This window comes from Pseudoalteromonas sp. A41-2 (assembly GCF_015767615.1).
GTDB classification, from domain to species: Bacteria; Pseudomonadota; Gammaproteobacteria; order Enterobacterales; family Alteromonadaceae; genus Pseudoalteromonas; species Pseudoalteromonas lipolytica.
The window spans coordinates 2024304-2044985 of the sequence record NZ_CP065231.1; the positions used below are offsets into that span (position 1 = coordinate 2024304).

The following is a 20682-nucleotide window of genomic DNA, read 5'->3' on the forward strand; positions in this document are numbered from 1 at the left end:
AATTACTGTAAATAAGGCGACCAAGCCGGTGCCTTAACTTGTCCGTCTAGCACAGGTAAGCGTGCTTTAAAGCGACCATCCATAGAAACTAACGCTAACACCTGTTTATTATTATGAAGCGTGCTGTAGATAATCATCGAGCCATTGGGTGCAATACTCGGCGATTCATCTAGGCGTGTTCTCGTTAATACTTGGAACGCACCTGTAGCTAGCTCTTTCTTAGCAAGATGGTATTGACCGTTTGTACGGTTCACCATCACTAATTCTTTTCCATCCGGTGAAACCGAACCTGCTAAGTTCATGTCACCATCAAAGGTCATTCGTTTTGACCTACCTGTTTGCAAATTTAACTTATAAATCTGAGCATTACCACCCCTTTCAGAGGTAAACACGATATCTTGACCATTTGGAAACCATGATGGTTCAGTATCTATACTACGGTGATTTGTAAGTCGAGTTTCTTTGCGTGTTGCAAGGTCTAATAAGTACACTTCTGTTGCGCCATTACGGTCTTTTGATAACACTAAAAGTAGTTTTTTACCATCAGGAGAAAACTGAGGCGCACCATTAATACCAGGGTGACTGGTAATTAGTTCGCGTTTTCCTGTATATAAGTCTTGAATGTAAATTTGGCTTTGGCGATTTTCAAACGTTACATACGCTAACTTAGTCCCATCTGGCGACCACGCTGGTGACATAAGCGGCTCTTTAGAGCGAAGCAACACTTGCTCATTAAAGCCATCATAATCAGCAACCACCAATTGATAAGGTTTAGCGTCATTTTCACGCACAATGACATAGGCAATTTTTGTTAAAAATGCGCCTTTTTCACCCGTAAGAGCTTCGTAAACCACGTCGCTGATACGGTGTGCGTATCGACGAAAACCATTTTCACCAATAACACTTTCACGTGCATCTAAAATATGATCTTGGCTTTTAACCAATTTACCGTTGCTCATTAATTGTGTTTCGCCGCCCGTAATTTGGCCACGAATCACATCAATAAGTTCATATTTAACACGGTAACGGCCATTAGGTTGTTGCTCTACCTCACCCACTAACACAGCCTCGACACCTTTATTAACCCACGCGCCGTAATCAACATCTGAATCTTTAGCAGGAAGCTGAGGCATGGTATTAACGTCGATCGGCTTAAATTTTCCGCTGCGCATTAAATCGGCAGCAATCACTGAACTTAACTTTTCAGGGATAGGACCCACACCTTGATATTTAAAAGGCACAACCGCAATTGGGCGCGCACCATCGATACCATCGGTGATCACGATTTCTAATGCAGCACTGGCAATGCCATGAAAGCCCAGTAATACAATAAAACATGCTGTTTTTATCTGGTTAAACATATCATTCCTTTAAAATTGAGGCGCTATTGTTAAATTAATATTTTTTAATTGCTCAAATACTTCACGATCTGGTGAAACAGGTAGCGTGTCGGCCATACGCACTGCGCGCATCGCAGCTTCGCATACTAACGTATCTCCACCCAATGATTTAACTTGGGTCACCAAACCATTAAAGCCAAGGCGAATATTAAGGCGACATTCTTTGCCTTTCATCTTCTCATCTTTTAAGAAGTTTTGCTGAATACGCGCCATAATTAACGCTTTATATTTCTCAACTTCGCCAACAACCTGCTGCTGACGCACTTTATCACGTGCAGCCTGTTCTGCAGCCAGTTGCTCTTGGAGCATTTGCTCTTGCAATGCCTGCTGACGCTTACGCTCTGCTTCAGCCTCTTTGCGTTTACGTTCAGCTTCAGCTTCGGCAGCTTTGCGCTTGCGCTCTTCTTCCGCTTTTTTCAATGCTTCTTCTTCGGCTTTACGCTTCTGTGCCGCGGCTTTTGCTGCTGCTTCGGCTTCTTGCTTTTGCTTTTCAGCTTGCTGCGCTTTAGCACGTTCTTTCTCTTGAATTTCACGCGCTTTCTTTGCTTGAGCTTCAGCTTCGGCTTTTTCTTTCTCTTTCGCACGACGCTGCTGTTCTAATTTTTTCAGACGGCGGTCTTCAGCTTCACGTTGCTTACGCGCGTCATTAGCACGACGCTCTAAATCACGAATACGTTTTGCTTCTGCTTGCTTTTTAGCTTCTTCTTGCTTTTTTAGCTCGGCAATCTTTTGCTCAACCTTCTGCTGATCAACCGTGACAGCTGACACCGCTTTTTCAGGCTCAGGTAATGCAGGGTTTAAAGTCACCTCCATTACTTTTGGTGCTGGCATATGAAAATTGGCTGTCGCCACTAATAAACCTGCAATTGCCAAGTGCAAAAGAACTGATTTTATTACTGATGCACCCATAACTAGCCTTTATTCCCCTCAAACGATTCGGTCATAAGGCCAACTGAAGGCACCCCTGCATTTTTAAGAAAATCCATTAACAACAATACTTCTTGATAAGATACACGACCTGAACCTTTGATCATAACCGGAGTATCGGGATTTTTTTGCAACTGTAATTTAATCACAGCAGCGACGTCTAATGCTTCCATCGGTGCTTCTGGGTCAGTACCGATACTGACATAATACTTACCTTCAGCGTCAATTGACGCAATGATAGGCGGTGTATCTTTTGTATCGACAAGATCAGATTCTTCCATTTTTGGCAAATCTACTTTCACCCCATGAGTAATTAATGGGGCTGTTGCCATAAATATAATAAGTAGTACCAACATAACGTCAATGTAAGGTACTACGTTTATCTCCCCTACTGGGCGACGTTTTTTACGCTGATACATTCGCTTTTGCCTCTATTTGCGTAGCTGCTTGGCGGTGTAAAATATTGGCGAACTCTTCCATGAAGTTAATATAATTACCTTCCAGCTTTTCTACTTTATTTGCAAAACGGTTGTAAGCAATAACGGCTGGAATTGCCGCAAATAAGCCCATTGCAGTTGCAATAAGTGCTTCGGCAATGCCCGGTGCAACCATTTGTAATGTAGCTTGTTTCACTTCACCTAGTGCGATAAATGCATTCATGATACCCCATACAGTACCAAATAAGCCGATATAAGGACTAATAGAACCAACGGTCGCCAAAAACGATAAACTAGATTCTAATTTTTCAACTTCACGCGACAAAGCAACACGCATTGAACGATGCGTGCCTTCCATAACGATACTGGCACTTTGGAACGTATTTTTTTTGTGGCGTGCAAATTCTTTAAAACCGGCAACAAAAAGAGCTTCAACGCCCGAAGCTCCGCCTGGGCGGGCAGACACTTCATTATATAATTTACTAAGATCAACACCTGACCAGAACTTTTGCTCAAAACGCTTTGCGCCATTTAATGCATCAGAAATCGCTTTTTTACGTTGAAAAATAATTGCCCATGACATGACCGACATACCCACTAATGCCAACATCACTAATTGGACAAGTACACTGGCTTCTAGAATAAGATCTAAAAAGTTAAGCCCTGATCCCACGTTAAACTCCTAAAATAGATTTCTATATAATTTGTTATATTTTTTACACTTGCATTTATTGACCACAAACTTGGCCAAAAGTTACATCTAGTGTATCTAGTCAATAATGAACTGACAACGCTCTTGCTGTGAAATAGCGGCAAATAACGGTGAAAAGCACTCAGCTTAGCTATTTTTTGCTCACAATCCTTTAAAAACTTATTTTTGCTATGTTTTCACTGCAAAAATGAGTACCACCATTAGGCAACTAAAAATATAGCAAAACCTCATAAAACACGGCGTTTATTCATATTTTACGCATAAACACCCAAAACATGTTTTGCAAATCTACTACAGAATACTTAAACTAATCCTGAACAATGTTTGTTGATATTATAAAAATCATTTTATTCATAAACTTAAAGTAAAAACACTCAATAAGTGAACAAAAAGAAAACAAACCAACAAATCACTCACATTAGTTTTTTTTATCTGAAAATTAAATTTTTCTAGTTTGAAGAAAAATCCACCATTGCGTATCATTTCCCCATACCGAGCTGCAACCTTTGAAAGTTTTTTCATTAAGCTCCGTTTTTTGCAATATGAAGTTTCGTATTGCACTTGGTTGACTTAAACAGGATAAAACCTCTTTAAGAAAACCGTAGTTCCCTGGATTACTTCCTTCAACTTGTTGTTTGCCCGCATGCTTATGCGGGCTTTTTTTTGCCTGCACAAACGTCAATGAGAATACCTACAGATAACTTAACAGCATGTGAATTACAGATGTTAAAATGAGACCATCAATCGTGGTTTGTGGTTTGTGGTTTGTGGTTTGTGGTTTGTGGTTTGTGGTTTGTGGTTTGTGCAAAATAAATCCACATTAACCTAAGGCAAGCTTTTTATATTTAATCGCTACAGTAACCCCCGCTCGATCCACCTTCTAATATCTACCTTCTAATATCTACTTTCTAGTATCTACTTTCTAATATCTAAAAACTAAAAACCCCGCTAAGCGGGGTTTTGTTATTTATCTGGGGTAAGACCAAAATGAAGGTAGGCAATATCAGAAACGAGTCGCCCTCTGGGCGTGCGTTGAATAAATCCTTGTTGAATTAAAAATGGCTCAATGACATCTTCAATAGTCTCTTTTTCTTCGCCAATGGCAGCCGCTAAGTTATCGAGACCAACAGGGCCACCCATAAACTTTTCAATGATGGCAAGAAGGTATTTTCGGTCCATGTAATCAAAACCGCTTTTATCAACATCGATCATATCAAGTGCTTGTTCAGCGACTTCGGCATTTACTTTACCGTCTGATTTAACTTGCGTGTAATCTCGTACTCGGCGCAAAAGTCTGTTTGCTATTCGTGGTGTACCGCGTGAGCGTTTAGCAATTTCAACGGCGCCTTCGTCACACATGATTAAATCTAAATATCGAGCAGAGCGGGCAACAATTTTTGATAAATCTTCAACCGAATAAAACTCTAAGCGTTGCACAATGCCAAAACGATCTCGTAATGGCGATGTTAACGAGCCAGCACGCGTTGTAGCCCCTATTAATGTGAAAGGCGGTAAATCGAGCTTAATTGATCGTGCCGCAGGACCTTCACCAATCATAATATCGAGTTGATAATCTTCCATTGCGGGGTAAAGTATTTCTTCTACTTGTGGACTTAAGCGGTGAATTTCATCAATAAACAGTACATCGCCTTCTTCAAGGTTAGTTAATAGCGCGGCTAAGTCGCCCGCTTTTTCAAGAACCGGCCCTGAAGTCGTTTTAATGTTTACATTAAGCTCATTCGCTACAATATTAGCCAGTGTTGTTTTACCCAAACCCGGCGGACCAAAAATGAGTAAATGGTCTAACGCTTCACCACGATGACGAGCGGCTTCAATAAAAATTTCCATTTGTTGCTTAACATGCGGCTGGCCTGTGTAGTCGTTTAATAGTTTTGGACGTATTGCACGATCGACACTGTCTTCATTACTTTGTTCACTCGCATCAATTAAGCGATCTGCTTCAATCATGGTGTACTCACAACATTGACTTTAGAGCTTCTTTAATAAGAACCTCTGTTGTCATACCTGGTTTATTTACAGCTTTAACCGCTTTTTGCGCTTGCGGTAGTTTATAGCCTAAAGATTCAAGTGCTGAAACAGCATCATCCGCAGCATTATTCGCTACTAGCGTATCATTACTTGCAGGCTCAATAATGGCATTATCGCTAAATGGTGTGAATAAGTCATTACCCCAATTTTTTAGCCTGTCTTTCATTTCAAGTACCAAGCGCTCTGCAGTCTTTTTGCCCACCCCAGGCAGTTTAACCAAGGTTGTCGCATCTTCATTGTTAACACAACTAACAAACTGCTGCGCCGACATGCCCGACAAAATGGCAAGGCCAAGTTTAGGGCCTACCCCATTTGCTTTTAACAGCTCTCTAAATAAAGCACGTTCAGTTTTATTATTAAAACCAAATAATAACTGTGCGTCTTCGCGAACAACAAAATGAGTATAAATAACCGCTTGTTCACCCACATTGGGTAAATCATAAAAACAGGTCATTGGCATTTGCACTTCGTAACCGACACCACTTACCTCTATAAGTATTTCTGGTGGCTGCTTTTCAACAAGTAACCCGTTTAATCGACCTATCATATTACTTCCTTAATCGTCCTCTTACGGTTTTGCTCGCGCTGCCCGCAAGTTTAATTAAATTTTGTTCTGAGTGAGCATGGCAAATGGCAATTGCTAACGCATCGGCAGCGTCGGCTTGCGGGGTTCCCGGCAGTTTTAGAATATTTTTAACCATATGCTGTACTTGCGATTTATCGGCACCACCATTCCCCACGACCGCCTGTTTTATTTGTCTGGCTGAGTACTCAAATACGGGCAACTCTGCCATTGACGCACCGACTATGGCGGCCCCTCGGGCTTGACCAAGTTTGAGTGCTGAGTCAGGATTATGTGCCATGAACACTTTTTCAATGGCAAAATTATCCGGCGAAAACTGTTCAATTAACTGGCTAACACCTTGATAAATCATTTTTAAGCGTATAGGAAAGTCGTGATCAGCAAGCTTTATACAGCCACTCCCTAAATAAGTAAATTTAGTACCTTGGTGGGCTATTACCCCATAACCTGTTAATCGTGAACCAGGATCAATCCCTAAAATAATCGCCAACTAACTGACCCATCTATAAAATCATCATCTGCATTTAATAATGCCAGAGCACTGTATAAATTACCAGTAACTAATTACAGTTCATAAAAAATGCCCGCAATTGCGAGCATTTTTTAAACATCGTCTTTATCCTAGCGACCGCAGTAAACCTTGAGTATTTTTTCGCATAGTGCGCGCTATCATTAAATACCCTAAACACGCAACAAATAACCCACCTGCTGCAGGGCCTATTAACCAAATATGTGGATGCAACTTACCTGCTAATTCGAACATTTGTTTTTGTACAATTAACAAAGCAACATCACTGACAACAGCCGCGACTAAACCGGCCGTAAAGCCTAATAATAAAAATTCATACAAGGTCGCGTTTTTAATTAATCGCCCTTTAGCGCCTAGCGTACGCAAAATAACAATTTCTTGCATACGCTCACCTAGGCTGGCTTGCACTTGCGAAATAAGCACTAAAGCACCACACGCAACAACAATCGCGAGTACAAAGCCAATCGCTAACGATACTTGCTCTATTGTTGAGCGTATTTGCTTAATAAAGCTTTCAACATCAATCGCATTCACCGTTGGGTATTGACGTAATAACTCACTAAACTCTCGCTTTTGATCTTTATTTACACGCACCGATGAAATATACGTCGCAGGGAAACTTTGCAGCACATCAGGGCTCAAAATAATAAAGAAATTCGGTTTTAAGGTGTTCCAATTTACTTTACGTACACTGGTAATTTTGGCATCGAATGACTGAGCGCCAATTAAAAAGGTGAGTGTATCGCCCAACTCTACATCTAAACGCGCTAACATTGACTCTTCTAATGACGCCTCTGCCACTGAGTTCTCGGTAAACCATGTACCGTCAATTAACTCATTTTGCTTGGGTAGCTCAGCGCGCCACGTAAGATTTAACTCGCGGCCAATACCTGAACGTGCTTCTTCATCTTTTTTCTCATTGTCTTCTAATGATACCTCGCGAGCCACCAGCTCACCATTAACGGCATTAACACGACCACGAACAATCGGGTAAAAATCTGACGTAGGCATGTCACGCTCTGCTAAAAACGACGTGATAGGTTCAAGCTCAGCTTCTGTTATATTCACTAAAAATGAGTTTGGCGCATCGGCTGGCAATTGTGACTGCCAATCTGAAATAATGTCGTTTTTAAGTACGATTAAAAACAACAGTAATTTAATAGCAAGCGCAAAGCTTATAAGCTGCACCGCATTTACGTTCGCTCGCTTTTGAATTGAAGCAATCGCTAAAGACCAGCTATTACCAGGACTTAAGCCTAGCTTACGACCCCCACCAAAAATAAGCTTCGATAGACCAAATAGCACCACGATTAAAAACGCTGTTGAGGTAAATAAAATGGCCGTAATTTTAATGTTATTACTGAACAACCACATTAACAAAAACACCGTTAGCGCCGACATTGCAAGGTGAATTTTGCTCACTAATAAACGGTCACCCAAGTTGCGACGAAGTACACGCAATGGGGGAATATCAAATAAATCCAGCAGCGGCTTAATCGAGAACATAACGGCACAAATCACGCCTGTACTGACTGCGATAAGCCAAGGTTTTGCCGATGCGCTTGGCAGCTCTGTGCCCATTGACTGAGCAAGGTAATCACTGGCTATCATTTGTAAAGAATAACCAATAACTAACCCCAAAATGACCGACATTGTGCAAACTAAACTTAAATGTAATAAGTAAATTTTACGGATAGTTGCCCTACTGCCACCAAGAGTTTTCATCATTGCGACTGGGTCATATTGCCTTTCACAGTAGCGTTTTGCCGATACCGCAATTGCCACTGCCGCTAAAATGATACCTAACAAACCTGCCAGTAATAAAAAGCTCTCCGCTCTATTTAAGCTGTTCGCAATAGGTGATTGCCTGTCTTTAACACCATACCACTGTTGATTTTCTTTCATTTGGGGTTTAAGCCAAGCATAAAAGGTGTCTAAGTCACTTTGCTCACCAGCATACAATTGACGATAAAACACGCGACTCCCCGGCTGGATCACCTGTGTCGCGTCTATGTCACGTTCATTAATTAAAATGCGTTGACTACTGGAAAAAACATTAAAAGGAGCATCGGGTTCTTCGGCAACCACTCGACTTGCTGTAAACGTTGCAGCGCCCAGCTCAACTTGACTACCAACCTGAATATTAAGCGCGTAAAACACTGACTCACTAAGCCATACTTCACCCGTTTTTGGCACTTCGTCAGTAACAATAGCATCTGAAGTTAAGCGTGTTTTTACTTTAAGTTCGCCTTTTAATGGATAACTATCAGAAACCGCCTTTACTGAGCCAAGTTGCATTTCGTCACCTGCAAATAGCATGGTATCGAAATACGTAATTTTTGCAGTGCGTAAGCTCTGTTCCTGCGCTTTTTGCAAATACTCTGTTGGTAACTGATGATTACTGGCCAACACACGATCCGCAGCGATAAAGGCACTACTTTTTTGCGCAATACTTTGACCAATTCGGTCTGTTACCATAGAAAGCGTTAATACGGTGAGCACAGCCAAAGCAATAGCCGCACTGATCACCGTTAATTCACCCCGTTTAAACTCACGTGTAAACAGTTTAAGTGCTAACTTAGCCCACATTCGCTTGCACCTCTTCGCTCTCTTTTACTGTTACTAATTGACCTGCTTCAATGTGTAAAATTTGTTGGCATTTTTCAGCAAGCTGTTCGTCATGAGTTACTAAAATAAGCGTGGTACCGTGTTCTTTATTCAGTTCAAAAAGCAAAGATTCGATCAATCTACCATTTTTGCTATCAAGGTTTGCTGAGGGCTCATCCGCGAACAAAATTTTAGGCGTACCAATGAATGCACGCGAAATTGCAACACGCTGTTGCTCACCACCAGAAAGTTGCGAAGGATAATGCCCCACACGGTGGCTAAGACCCACTTTTTCGAGTAACTCTAGGGCTTGTTGTTTTGCATTTTTACTACCTGCAAGCTCTGCCGGTAGCATCACGTTTTCAAGCGCGGTTAAACTTTGCACAAGCATAAAAGACTGAAACACAAACCCCACTTTATCAGCGCGTAATGCCGCGCGGGCTTCTTCATCTAAATCGTGCAATGCAGCGCCGTCTAAATGAATGCTGCCACTGGTTGACTGGTCAAGACCTGCTAATAAACTCAGTAACGTAGACTTACCCGAGCCCGATGTGCCAACAACGGCAACAGAATCGCCCGACTTGACATTAAAGCTGATGTCACTGAGGATGGTTAGGTCACCCTCCACTGTGGTGACTGTTTTAGTAAGTCCATTAACTTGAATGATGTTTAATTGAGAAAGCGCTGACATATGATGCATCCAATCCTACGTTTTATATTCGTTTTACTGTTAGTAATCAAACCACTTACGGCAGCAGCTGACAACACAATTTTAATTTTAGGTGACAGTTTAAGCGCCGCTTACGGCCTCAAACAAGAGCAAGGTTGGGTTAAATTGTTACAAGATAAGTACGATGAAAAAAGCCAATCTGTTAACTTAGTTAATGCAAGCATTAGCGGTGAAACAACTGGCGGAGCACTTAGACGACTCGATACCCTGCTAGCCGAATTTGAACCCACTCATGTACTTATTGAGCTTGGTGGAAATGACGGTTTACGTGGTTTTCCAATCAAACGTTTACACGCTAACTTACGTGATTTAATTAACAAAAGCCAACAAGCAGGTGCCAAAACTGCCGTGATGGAAGTTCAGATTCCACCAAATTATGGCCCCCGCTACACTAAGTTATTTACCGACAGCTTTGAAAGTATTGCCAATGAAACCGACAGCGAACTTATGCCATTCTTTATGTTAGACATAGCAGGTCGCCCGGAGCTCATGCAAAACGACAATTTACACCCAAACGCTGATGCCCAACCATTAATACGTGATTTCATGTATAAAACGATCAATGATTGGCTAGATTAAGACCTAGTCTCTGTTTTATTGCTTAAAGTGAACAATAAACAAGCAATCAGACCACAGGTGTATTGATTTTTATAAAAAAAGACGTACTATTGCCTCAAATGTCGGCATATAGCGCAGCTTGGTAGCGCACTGTCATGGGGTGTCAGGGGTCGCAGGTTCAAATCCTGCTATGCCGACCATTTTTCTACACTCTATTCAATAAGTTAATTAATTTCACTTTCCTATAATTTTATTTTAACTTTTTATAAAATGTTCTCTTCTATCTTGATACAATTAAAAAATCTCAAAAGGTATTACATTAAAGAGACAAGTAACCAGTCATCGAAAAAGGAAGCAATTAGCCTAAAAGCTAAGTTGAATGGAATCAATGAAACAAAATCTACATTGGCGTTATTATCTCTCTCTGGAATCAGATGTATATGCTATCTCGCGTTACATTCACTTCACCAGTGATAACTTTAAAACATACTCCATTGAGCTAGCTAAACTCTATCTTACTATCTGTGCTGAAGTAGAAGTAGTACTCAAAGAAATATGTGGTATTGACCCCTCTAAAAAAGCGAATATCAAGGTTTATTGTCAGTTTATTGCTGAAAATCTACAGGGACTGATAACTGAAAAAGTACAGTCTTTCGAATTCGAGTTGCAATTTACACCATGGGAAGGATTTAACGAAGACAAGTCTCCTAAATGGTGGTCTGACTATAATAGCGTAAAACATGAACGCAGAGAGCATTTTAATAAAGCTAATTTAGCTAACGTGTTAGAAGCTCTCGCAGGCCTATATATAGCAAATTTATACCTAGGAAGAATTTTATCAAATAGAGAGCAAGACATTGATTTTATGATAGATATTGGAGAAATATACGCTATATACCCTAAAGGTAAAAAGCTTTTTCATCCTATTGGAATTCAATCCAGTATTGAAAATCACCATTACACATTATAAATGTGTAACATTAGGTAATTAACATCGTGTAATTCAATTTATTCCTTTTCACTAGCAACAATAATTTATACATCCAATAAAATGAGAGTCTAATCTTTAACACTATTAGAATCATCTAAAAACTTTTGACTACTAATTGAATACTTTCAACATATCCAAGCCTAACTGCCCAAATCAATGATGCATACTTTAAAATGAAGTTAATTGAGGCTGTATTAATTAGTACATTAGTTATAAGCTTTACAAAACATCCAAATTGTTAATCCAACAAGAGAAAGTGTTGCCACAATAGCAATGTATAGTTTGATTTCAACCTGGGTCTGCGCGCTTTCAATATCGCTTCTGGCTTTTCCTATCTCCGAAGCCTCATCTTCGTAAGTTTTAGCTAATGCATCGAATACACCGCGATATTCCTTACTCATAGTACTAATTGTTGAAAATTGACCGAACAAATTAAAAATTAGTAATACCGCTAATACTGACACTGTAACGATAACAGAGACATTTTTTGCGAATGTCATCGTTTCTAAGCCACCTATTTCAATTTCCTTTATTTGAGTAGTTGCAAACCAAATACCCGCCGGTAGGGATAAAAGTTTAGTCGCTATATTGTCAAAGACCCCATGAATTTTGCTTACATACTCAGTACGCTTTTCCAAATATTCCTTACGCACTTTATCAAAAGTGTAATTTTCTACATAGCTTTGGTAGCTTAACAGCACATTAGACACCAAAGAGTCCATATGTTGTATCAAATAGCTAAATCGCTTCCTCAACGTATTATCTTTAAGAAACGAAACTAACTCCCTGCACATTAAACAAGTGATTGCTTCTTTGTGTAAATCTTTATTCAGCAGCTTCTTAAGGGCATCTAGGTCAATCGAGTGCGTTAAATCAGACTCCTTCAAAACAAACTCGAAATTCAAAGGACGCTCGTAGAAAATGGTACTATCTCCACCTTCCGTAGATTCAGCCAACTCTTTTACAAACTCATATACCTTGTGCACATTCAGATAATTAACATACTTATCGTCTCCACTATCTGGTGTCAATAACGTATTAGTGTTAGTGAAAAAAATATATTTAACTGGTGATTTTACACGTAGCTCATTAGCAAGAAGTTCATTCCATTCAGAGCAAACTGCATAATCTGCCTTGATTTGTTTTGCGGTCAGTTCAACGTTAAAGCGTATATTGTCTTCAAAGTGTGCAGGCTTAAGCTGGCTGAGGTTTGCGCTAGAAGCGTACTTCCCATCTTTATTAAAGTCGTACGAACCTGAAGTTAATCCCTCATCAGCAAGCAACTCCAAGTAACCTTTTAGCTCAGGTGTAAGACGGAGCCACCCTTTAAATTCATCACCTTGAGGTTCTTCTACATCAAGTGCAGCAAAAACGACAGCATATGCTTTTAGAATGTTGAGTTTCATTAGTTGTCTTGACCAAAATCGTCTTTTAGCTCTTCTTCAATCGCAGCACGCAAAGAGTCAGGAATTTCTGAAAAGGTAAGCTCTCCATCATCATATTTTACAGTGGTGTTCAGCATATCTCTATCAAAGCTAATCGCTATACCCTTTCCTCTACCAGAAAGTTTTTTGTAGCCTTTCAGTACCTTTGCGTCAATAGCAAGCTCTTCAGGCAAATCATGTATTTCTCTCGCATGCCTAGTGAATTCATCTGCACGATCTGGAAAGACATGATTTGATACATGACTTAATTGGACTTGATTCCCGAGCTTTTGTTGCTCTTTAATGTGATCATGTGCTTGTGCAACTTTTTGCGACACAACATCATCGTCCATACCACAATTATTTTTTGCGAAATCTTGTATAGCACTTTTTAACTTTTTAGTTTCAACAGTTGCTGCTAGTTTATCTCTTTGACACCCGATAAACTTCTCAAAATAATCTCTCACCTCAGCTGCTAAGCCAGTCCGGAAGCGAACATATCTAGTACTTAATTCACTTTTCCATTGAGTAAGGTTTATAGCGGCACCTAAATGAAGCTTTTTCAAATCTAAGATTTCACTGGCTACAACTTCCAGATTAGCTGCTACATCGATTCCTTCAGTCTTATTCAAAATAGCAACAGCCAACCAATCATCATCGTTTCTTTCATACTGATAAAAAACCAAATAACCACCTTTAACAGACTGTAGTTGATCACCTACGATGACGCTTTCATATTTGTTCGCCAATTCTTTTGTCATAGCAACAAAGTCAGAACATTTACATTCATCGTCGTAGTACTTTTTTAATTTCTGTTCAAAGGCAGGTTCAACTTCATTATCACCATCTACACCAAATTCGCCGATATTGAGATGAGCATTCGAAAAAAGCTCCAACAATCCGTCCGTTAGCTGTGCTGTCATTCCTTCCGTGCTATTCTCATTATTCCTGAGTTGCTTTGAAAGTCGTTCACCATCTTTGTCACGCTTTACGACATGAATAATTACGTGTTTAATCGCCATACATCGCCTGTTTATTTTTTGACAAGGAACTTTCAAAAGAGAAGTGAAAAGCTAATCCTTGCTTTATATGAATCTGAATTAATTAAACTGTAAATTACTTTGCCCAACTAAAGCAAGCACCAAAACAATAATTGCCCACATATGCTCTTGTAATAAAACACCCATAGTGCCTTGCGGTCGATGATTGGGTTTCCCTGCATTAAGTCATGCTCAACAGCAAAATCAAACATCTGCTTTAATATTGAAAGGGTTTTATTGGCTTGAGTGCCTGATCCCCTATCTGTGATTGGGTCTAAAACTTTGATTAGTATTTCTCGGCGGGTAATGTCTTTTAATTTAACGCTCCTAATAGCTGTTAGTACGTTTTATTCAAACATACGGTACTGCATTAGGGTCTTTACGATTCACTTTGATATAGCGCCCTAGAAATTCGCTCGCTAACTCCTTAACTCTCGGTGCTTCATTTTCTTACTTCTACTTTTGGCTTTTCCTTTAACTCGAGAAATACATCTATTCCACGCGAAACATTAATTAGCAAGCTTTCTGCCTTCACTCACTGTTAGAAAAGAAGATCTGCTTAGGGCTAATCTTCTTTAGAACCTCGGCCACCTAAGCGATAATACAGATATAACACTTGAGAACATTCCCAATCAAATCCTGCTATGCCGACCATTTTCCTCCCCCCACTGTATCTCTAATCGCTTTCTTTATTGCGTTGCAGTTTAAACTCAGTGAATATTTGGTTCACATCTACTTTTGCGCCTAACTTTGCAGCGATTAAAAACAACCCTGCTAACTTCCTGTGTACGAATAGTGCGTCAACTGGTGGTGCATGCCAGTATTGCGATGCAGTGCTCATTTCAAGACCGAGTTCTTTGATGCGTTTTGGTAAATCGCTTTTAGCGAAATCGTACTCGCCTTGACAGCTAAGTGGCTCACACGCGAGTAGAAAAATATCGACAACGTTATCAATGTATTCTTGCGCTAGTTCTTGCCCAAAATACCCGATACGCTTGGCTGCTGCTGCAACTTCTGCCCTGTCATTTTTGGCGGCTGCTGATAATAATTGCAAATAACCATTGCTTATATGTTGAGGTAATTCACGTGTTGCGCCAAAGTCTAATAACACTAAACGCTGCTGGTCCATTTGATACTGATAGTTGGCAAAGTTAGGGTCTGTTTGTATCAGCTTAAAGGTAAATAGCTCATTTAAAAATAAACGCAGTAACTGTTCTACCGCTTTGTTTCTTAACGCTTGATGTGCATCTACAAGTGCCTCTATCTCTTGCCCTTCAACAAAATGCATGACTAGTATCTGCTTTGAGCTGAGCTCATCAACCACTTTTGGAATAACGTAGTTTTCATCATCGGCTAAGCAAGCGCGATAACGTGTTAGGTATCGTGCTTCAAATTCGTAGTCTGCTTCATTTATCAATTGCTGTTTAGCTTCATCAATAAGGGGTTGCAGATCCACATTTTTTGGGAGCAAGCCACTTATTTTGAGTAGATAAGCAAGGTTATCAACATCACTGGCGATCCCTTTTGCAATGCCTGGGTATTGAACTTTCACCGCCAGTTTTTTCCCCATTTCAGTGTAGGAAATATGCACTTGCCCTATCGACGCAGCAGCGAACGGCCGTAATTCAAAGTGCGATAAGTGCTCTAGCCACGCATCCCCCCAATGGTTGCGCATCACCTGTACGAGCTGTTTGTGTGGCATAGGTGTCGCCTCAGCACGTAACCGAGCGAGAATAGCCGACAATTCGGGCGTAAGTAACTCACCACTGTCCATCGACAACAGTTGGCCTAATTTCATTGCTGCACCACGTAAATGGGCAAGCTGCTCGGTAAGACGCTGAATATTCTTAGGCTGTAATAATAGTTCTTGACGAGAGGTTTCCTTGCCAGCGACCCATGCTTTTGCGCTTGAAAACAGCATATTTCCCGCCACTTTCGAGACTAAAGCACCAAGGCTTGCAGCCCTTGAAAACCTTGATGTAGGCACTGCACTTTGTTTAATAGTCATAGCGTGTCACGTATTTTATGTATCATGTTTTAAATACGTAAGTAAAAGAACTTTAGATCCCCTTTGTATTGAGCTTTAACAATGTATGTAATTTTAAACGCGACACAATACACGCTATAAAAATCAATTAACTTGTAGTGAAGATAAAAAGTGATTTCGTCATTTATCACTCAAACTACGTCATTTTAAGCCACTAAATTGAGGCGAAAATTGGAAAATTTCTAAGTATCGACAATACTTTATTATTATAAATCACTCATTTCTCAGCTCTGGCCTCTCAATGTCTCTTAGAACACAATTAATATTATTATTGAGCACTTTGTTTATTGTCGTTTTGATAAACACTTTTATTGTCTTTATTCTCGACAGAGAAGGCCGTTTAAAATTTGATGTACTTAATCGTACTCATGAGATTATTGATCAATCTGAACGACTCTATAACCATATTATTAATGCTGAAACGGGCCAAAGAGGTTATCTTTTAACAGAGAACCTCAATTATCTTGATCCCTACTACCGTGGTTTAGAAAAAACGAAAGAACAATTCCTAATACTCAATAAGCTGACTCTGAATGACAAAAAACAGCAACAAAACCTTGCACAACTCGATGCATTGATTGAGAAAAAATTCGCCGAACTGAACTTAACGATTAATTTAATAAAACAAAATACGCCTCATGCAGCCGAAGAGGCAAAAAGCATTGTTTACACCAACGAAGGTAAAGCGTTAATGGAGCAAATTGAGGCGTTAATAAAACAATTTCAAAATGTTGAGCGTACAAGGTTGGCTGAGCGAAACGCAGATTTCCAGAATAACCGGTTACTTATTACGCAAGTCGTATCTGTGCAAATTCCGTTATTTATTTTCCTATCCATTTTTTGTGCTTTTTACATTAACAATAAGCTGTTTAAACCGCTAAAGAGATTACTTAAAAATACCGAAAAGCTAGAAAAAGGCGAAATACCTGATCGTATTGAAAAATGTGACACCAATGAAATTGGCTATTTACTTCGACGTTTTCATCGTATGAGCAACATTATTTACAGGCGCACCAACAAGTTAAGTTTTTTGGTAAGTCATGACCACCTTACAGGTGTGTTGAACCGAACAGAGCTTGACCGTCAATTAAAATTCGCCATTAGTGCAAGCTCAAAGAACAATAAGATGGCTGTTATATTTATCGATATTAATCAGTTTAAACAATTGAACGATCAATACGGTCATGTCATTGGTGATAAAGTGCTTGTTGAAACTGCTAAAAGAATAACTGGCGCTGTGCGTGCTGATGATGATGTATATCGTTATGGCGGTGATGAATTTATTATTGTGGCTCACCACCTCAGAAAACTAAGTTATATTGATGCGATGATCAAGCACTTGCTCGATAAGTTCAACAGCCCCTTTGAGGTAGAGCAGCATAACTTAAAAGTCACTTTAAGTATTGGTATTGCTGTCTCACCCGATCACACAACTGACCATACACAATTATTAAAATTTGCTGATCAGGCAATGTACGAAGCCAAGCAAAGCCAGTTACACACATATAAAATTTTTCAAGGAATTGAGGGAGATAACTGAACTTATTCAATGCTTATTACGTACAAATTTGCAAAAAGCTCAGTCGCTATGTATAAAAAACATACACTCATTTAATTAAGGTGCCCTATGCATATTTTATTAACAGGTGGAACAGGCCTCATTGGAAAGCATTTGTGCCCATTTCTTTTAAACCATCACAAAGTCACAGTACTGAGCCGAAATCCTATTCAAGCCAATGTATTACTGACTCATCAAGTGCATGCTGTAAAGTCGTTGGATGAGGTTGATTTTGAAGATATAGATGCAGTGATAAATTTGGCTGGCGAGCCTATTGTTAACAAACGTTGGAGCGAGTCACAAAAACGCCGTTTGCTCGACAGTCGAATAAACCTAACATTGCAAATATCTAAAGCGATTAGCCGGTGTGAAACGCCTCCTCATACCTTTATTTCTGGTAGCGCAATTGGTTTTTATGGTCGTCAAGGCGACAAACATATAGATGAGGAATTTAATGATATATACCCAGAATTCAGCCATGTTCTCTGTCGAGATTGGGAGCATGCAGCCACCAAAGCGCAATCAAGCAAAACCCGTGTTTGCTTGCTGAGAACGGGTGTTGTTCTTGCCAAACAAGGTGGCGCACTGAGTAAAATGTTACCTGCATTCAAGTTTGGTTTTGGTGGGCCTTTAGGGCATGGTCACCAAGGTATGTCTTGGATCCATATTGACGATATGATTCAGCTGATATTATTTGTACTGACCCACGACGACTTGCATGGGCCAATTAATGCCACTGCTCCAAACCCAGTTGACAATAATGAGTTTAGCCAAACATTAGGGACGGTACTTTCGCGCCCCGCCATGCTCAGAATGCCTAGTTGGTTACTTAAGCTGATGATGGGTGAAATGTCAGACTTACTTATCCATGGTCAGTTCGTCATGCCGAATAAATTACTCGCGCATAACTATCGCTTTCATTACCCTGAGCTAAAACCTGCGCTGGAAAGTTTGAAACTGTAAAACATTGATAAGTAAAGTTAAATTTGTATAAACCTTTACTGTATACTGTTATGCAGTAAAGGTTTTCTAACTATCATGGCAAACCAGTGATGTACCAAAATATACATGTAGCTACGTCTTCATGGTTAAACTGTGGTTTAGCGTATGAAGCTCATTTGTAACCCATTCTTTGTCTAAGCACTGTTCTAAATTAAGTTCTGCAAATCTTAAAAAATTACGTGCAGCATGAGATAAATGCCGATCTGTCCGAACAACAAAATACCAATGACTTGCCAGCTGAACATCAACAACATTAAGCATACAAAAGCTTTTATCGTGTGCTGGCAAAACATGACGAGACACAACACCTAATCCCATTCCAGAACCGACGGCAACCCTAATAGCCTCATTACTTGCCATTTGCACGGTGTCACTAAGTACAAAGCCACGGCTTTGTAACTCACTTTCGAATAACATGCGTGTCGCCGAACCAGGCTCACGCAATAAAAAGCGCTCAGTCATTAAATCATGCAGTGTTACGTGTGAAGATTTAGCCAGTGGGTGATTCATCGGCGCGATAAACACTAAGGGGTTTTGTAAAAAACGCCCTGCTTTCGCGTGCTCAAGCGACGGTGGATGACTAAATACATAAATATCATCTTCACCTCTTTCAAACCGAGCCAATACTTCGGCCCTGTTTCCTATTTCTAACGGAAGCTCTACATGCGGATGTAAATTACTGTATGGACCTAATAGTTTTGGCAGGATGTATTGCGCTGTATTTACAATCGCTATTTTGCAACGTCCCCGCTCACCGCCTCTCAATTCAACCAAATAATCTTGATAATCGTCAAAATGACCAAACACTTGCTGACAAGTTTGAAATAAAGCAAATCCCGCTTCGGTAATATGAATACGCTGCTGGTTAACCACAATGAGAGGCTCGTTTACAGTTTCTTGCAGTCGCTTTATTTGCTGCGATACTGTTGGCTGCGTTAAATGTAATTGCCTTGCCGTTTCACTAATTGAACGTGTTTTAACTACACACATAAACACTTCTAATAGCCGAAAAGAAATATGTCGTAAGTCCACAACCCACCCCATAGATAAAAACCTATATGATGGTAGCATTCATTTAATTATTTACTATGTGTTTTTTTATTTAGAATAGCGGCGCTTTTAACTAAGAGGAGAAAAAAGTGCCTGATATTGTTGTCATGTTTTTTGTTTTAGGATTAGCCGCAGGTTTATTACGATCTGATCTAAAAATTCCGCAAGCAACTTATGAAACTCTCAGCCTATTGTTAATGCTAACAATTGGCTTAAAAGGTGGCATGGTGCTACACGGAAATATACATTGGCAATTATTACCTGAAATGGGATCGGTATTGTTACTCGGAGCGTGTATCCCTCTTCTACTTTACCCCGTACTCAAACGCTTACTTAATTTATCGGTCGCAAACAGTGCAAGTATTGCAGCACATTATGGCTCGGTGAGCGCAGGTACATTTGCTGTTGCTTTGGCGTACGCCGAATCAAATTCACTTGTGGTAGGTGCCGAAGTAACCCTGTATCTCGTTATGCTTGAGCTGCCGGCCATTATTGTTGGCTTATTGCTTTATCGCCGACTAGGAAATAAAGCTTCTGCAGGTAACTTATCGCTCAAGGCGCTGTGGCATGAAACCTTAACAAACAAAAGTGTTATTCTGCTTGTGGGTGGCGTTATTATCGGCATGATGTATGGTACACAACAAGGCAGCCAAGTTACGAGCTTACTAACCAATAGCTTTAAAGTTGTATTAGCCTTATTTTTACTTGAAATGGGTCTTATGGCAGCACAAACATTACGCCCTATTCCATGGCATCATTGGCGCTTAGCGTTGTTTGCACTTATTACACCCAACTTATTAGGTGCGATTGGTGTTGGGGTTGGCACCGCATTGCAGCTTGAGCTTGGCTCAATCGTAATTTTAGGAAGCTTAGTTGCTAGCGCATCTTACATTGCAGCACCTGCAGCGATTAAAGCAGCAATCCCCGATGCAGATATTGGCTTAGCTATGTTAAGCTCGCTTGGGATAACCTTTCCGTTTAATGTATTAGTCGGTATAGGTTTGTATCATCATATGGCATTACTAATCTCATAAAAAA

Annotated in this window: 20 protein-coding genes and 1 tRNA gene; 6 read left to right on the forward strand and 15 right to left on the reverse strand. The window is 40.1% G+C overall.

The genetic code is table 11. The features are described from left to right. Positions 1–2: 2 nt before the first annotated feature. From tolB to IT970_RS09275, 10 genes are all read right to left on the reverse strand, one after another. On the reverse strand, positions 3–1361 hold the full coding sequence (tolB, locus tag IT970_RS09230; RefSeq protein ID WP_036967780.1) for a Tol-Pal system beta propeller repeat protein TolB: 1359 nt from the start codon (positions 1359–1361) through the stop codon (positions 3–5). Between the two features lie 9 nt (positions 1362–1370). Next, on the reverse strand, positions 1371–2309 hold the full coding sequence (gene tolA, locus IT970_RS09235) for a cell envelope integrity protein TolA (RefSeq protein ID WP_036967778.1): 939 nt from the start codon (positions 2307–2309) through the stop codon (positions 1371–1373). A 2-nt stretch (positions 2310–2311) separates the two neighbouring features. Next, the gene (tolR, locus tag IT970_RS09240; RefSeq protein ID WP_036967776.1) at positions 2312–2746 is read right to left on the reverse strand and encodes a protein TolR; all 435 of its coding nucleotides are present in this window, start codon (positions 2744–2746) and stop codon (positions 2312–2314) included. Then, positions 2733–3437 carry a protein TolQ gene (gene tolQ / locus IT970_RS09245; RefSeq protein ID WP_036967773.1) on the reverse strand — a complete coding sequence of 235 codons (705 nt, stop codon included), beginning with the start codon at positions 3435–3437 and terminating at the stop codon, positions 2733–2735. The genes tolR and tolQ overlap by 14 nt, the downstream gene beginning before the upstream one ends. 478 nt (positions 3438–3915) lie before the next feature. Then, positions 3916–4158 (reverse strand): hypothetical protein, encoded by a 243-nt coding sequence (locus IT970_RS09250; RefSeq protein ID WP_036967770.1) that lies wholly within the window; start codon positions 4156–4158, stop codon positions 3916–3918. 281 nt (positions 4159–4439) lie between these two features. Next, positions 4440–5444, reverse strand: coding sequence for a Holliday junction branch migration DNA helicase RuvB (gene ruvB / locus IT970_RS09255; protein ID WP_036967767.1), 1005 nt, complete (start codon positions 5442–5444; stop codon positions 4440–4442). A 7-nt stretch (positions 5445–5451) separates the two neighbouring features. Next, positions 5452–6072, reverse strand: coding sequence for a Holliday junction branch migration protein RuvA (gene ruvA / locus IT970_RS09260; RefSeq protein ID WP_036967766.1), 621 nt, complete (start codon positions 6070–6072; stop codon positions 5452–5454). 1 nt (position 6073) lies between these two features. After that, positions 6074–6598, reverse strand: coding sequence for a crossover junction endodeoxyribonuclease RuvC (ruvC, locus tag IT970_RS09265; RefSeq protein WP_036967765.1), 525 nt, complete (start codon positions 6596–6598; stop codon positions 6074–6076). Between the two features lie 126 nt (positions 6599–6724). Beyond that, complete coding sequence (locus IT970_RS09270; protein WP_196857252.1) at positions 6725–9226, reverse strand: ABC transporter permease; 2502 nt, start codon at positions 9224–9226, stop codon at positions 6725–6727. Then, positions 9216–9935 (reverse strand): ABC transporter ATP-binding protein, encoded by a 720-nt coding sequence (locus tag IT970_RS09275; RefSeq protein ID WP_196857253.1) that lies wholly within the window; start codon positions 9933–9935, stop codon positions 9216–9218. The genes IT970_RS09270 and IT970_RS09275 overlap by 11 nt, the downstream gene beginning before the upstream one ends. On the opposite strand from IT970_RS09275, the gene IT970_RS09280 reads away from it, so the two are divergent. From IT970_RS09280 to IT970_RS09290, 3 genes are all read left to right on the forward strand, one after another. After that, on the forward strand, positions 9936–10553 hold the full coding sequence (locus tag IT970_RS09280; protein WP_196857254.1) for an arylesterase: 618 nt from the start codon (positions 9936–9938) through the stop codon (positions 10551–10553). Positions 10554–10655: 102 nt separating this feature from the next. Further along, positions 10656–10732: transfer RNA gene (locus IT970_RS09285), tRNA-Pro, on the forward strand. A 179-nt stretch (positions 10733–10911) separates the two neighbouring features. Then, positions 10912–11502, forward strand: a complete 591-nt coding sequence (locus IT970_RS09290) for a hypothetical protein (RefSeq protein WP_196857255.1) — start codon at positions 10912–10914, stop codon at positions 11500–11502. Between the two features lie 227 nt (positions 11503–11729). Here IT970_RS09290 and IT970_RS09295 read toward each other — a convergent pair whose 3' ends face one another. The 4 genes from IT970_RS09295 to IT970_RS09305 form a co-directional block, all read right to left on the reverse strand. Beyond that, on the reverse strand, positions 11730–12929 hold the full coding sequence (locus IT970_RS09295) for a hypothetical protein (protein WP_196857256.1): 1200 nt from the start codon (positions 12927–12929) through the stop codon (positions 11730–11732). After that, complete coding sequence (locus IT970_RS09300; protein ID WP_196857257.1) at positions 12929–13969, reverse strand: nucleoid-associated protein; 1041 nt, start codon at positions 13967–13969, stop codon at positions 12929–12931. The genes IT970_RS09295 and IT970_RS09300 overlap by 1 nt, the downstream gene beginning before the upstream one ends. Positions 13970–14076: 107 nt before the next feature. Continuing rightward, the gene (locus tag IT970_RS16135; RefSeq protein WP_442960259.1) at positions 14077–14319 is read right to left on the reverse strand and encodes a phage integrase central domain-containing protein; all 243 of its coding nucleotides are present in this window, start codon (positions 14317–14319) and stop codon (positions 14077–14079) included. 344 nt (positions 14320–14663) lie between these two features. Next, the gene (locus IT970_RS09305; protein ID WP_196857258.1) at positions 14664–15995 is read right to left on the reverse strand and encodes an ABC1 kinase family protein; all 1332 of its coding nucleotides are present in this window, start codon (positions 15993–15995) and stop codon (positions 14664–14666) included. Positions 15996–16275: 280 nt separating this feature from the next. On the opposite strand from IT970_RS09305, the gene IT970_RS09310 reads away from it, so the two are divergent. Together IT970_RS09310 and IT970_RS09315 are read left to right on the forward strand one after the other, a co-directional pair. Then, positions 16276–17574, forward strand: coding sequence for a diguanylate cyclase domain-containing protein (locus tag IT970_RS09310; RefSeq protein ID WP_196857259.1), 1299 nt, complete (start codon positions 16276–16278; stop codon positions 17572–17574). Between the two features lie 87 nt (positions 17575–17661). After that, positions 17662–18555 carry a TIGR01777 family oxidoreductase gene (locus IT970_RS09315; protein ID WP_036967749.1) on the forward strand — a complete coding sequence of 298 codons (894 nt, stop codon included), beginning with the start codon at positions 17662–17664 and terminating at the stop codon, positions 18553–18555. Positions 18556–18666: 111 nt separating this feature from the next. Here IT970_RS09315 and IT970_RS09320 read toward each other — a convergent pair whose 3' ends face one another. Further along, positions 18667–19626 carry a LysR family transcriptional regulator gene (locus IT970_RS09320; RefSeq protein WP_036967747.1) on the reverse strand — a complete coding sequence of 320 codons (960 nt, stop codon included), beginning with the start codon at positions 19624–19626 and terminating at the stop codon, positions 18667–18669. A gap of 107 nt (positions 19627–19733) precedes the next feature. Here IT970_RS09320 and IT970_RS09325 point away from each other — a divergent pair, with 107 nt between their 5' ends. Beyond that, complete coding sequence (locus IT970_RS09325) at positions 19734–20678, forward strand: sodium-dependent bicarbonate transport family permease (RefSeq protein WP_065978525.1); 945 nt, start codon at positions 19734–19736, stop codon at positions 20676–20678. The last annotated feature ends 4 nt before the right edge of the window (positions 20679–20682 follow it).

Coding starts and splice junctions, on each gene's coding strand:
- IT970_RS09305 (WP_196857258.1), bottom strand. CDS start 15,995: ATGACTATTAAACAAAGTGCAGTGCCTACATCAAGGTTTTCAAGGGCT.
- tolR (WP_036967776.1), bottom strand. CDS start 2,746: ATGTATCAGCGTAAAAAACGTCGCCCAGTAGGGGAGATAAACGTAGTA.
- tolB (WP_036967780.1), bottom strand. CDS start 1,361: ATGTTTAACCAGATAAAAACAGCATGTTTTATTGTATTACTGGGCTTT.
- IT970_RS09315 (WP_036967749.1), top strand. CDS start 17,662: ATGCATATTTTATTAACAGGTGGAACAGGCCTCATTGGAAAGCATTTG.
- IT970_RS09280 (WP_196857254.1), top strand. CDS start 9,936: ATGATGCATCCAATCCTACGTTTTATATTCGTTTTACTGTTAGTAATC.
- ruvB (WP_036967767.1), bottom strand. CDS start 5,444: ATGATTGAAGCAGATCGCTTAATTGATGCGAGTGAACAAAGTAATGAA.
- IT970_RS09300 (WP_196857257.1), bottom strand. CDS start 13,969: ATGGCGATTAAACACGTAATTATTCATGTCGTAAAGCGTGACAAAGAT.
- ruvA (WP_036967766.1), bottom strand. CDS start 6,072: ATGATAGGTCGATTAAACGGGTTACTTGTTGAAAAGCAGCCACCAGAA.
- IT970_RS09275 (WP_196857253.1), bottom strand. CDS start 9,935: ATGTCAGCGCTTTCTCAATTAAACATCATTCAAGTTAATGGACTTACT.
- IT970_RS09295 (WP_196857256.1), bottom strand. CDS start 12,929: ATGAAACTCAACATTCTAAAAGCATATGCTGTCGTTTTTGCTGCACTT.
- IT970_RS09310 (WP_196857259.1), top strand. CDS start 16,276: ATGTCTCTTAGAACACAATTAATATTATTATTGAGCACTTTGTTTATT.
- tolA (WP_036967778.1), bottom strand. CDS start 2,309: ATGGGTGCATCAGTAATAAAATCAGTTCTTTTGCACTTGGCAATTGCA.
- IT970_RS09270 (WP_196857252.1), bottom strand. CDS start 9,226: ATGTGGGCTAAGTTAGCACTTAAACTGTTTACACGTGAGTTTAAACGG.
- IT970_RS09290 (WP_196857255.1), top strand. CDS start 10,912: ATGGAATCAATGAAACAAAATCTACATTGGCGTTATTATCTCTCTCTG.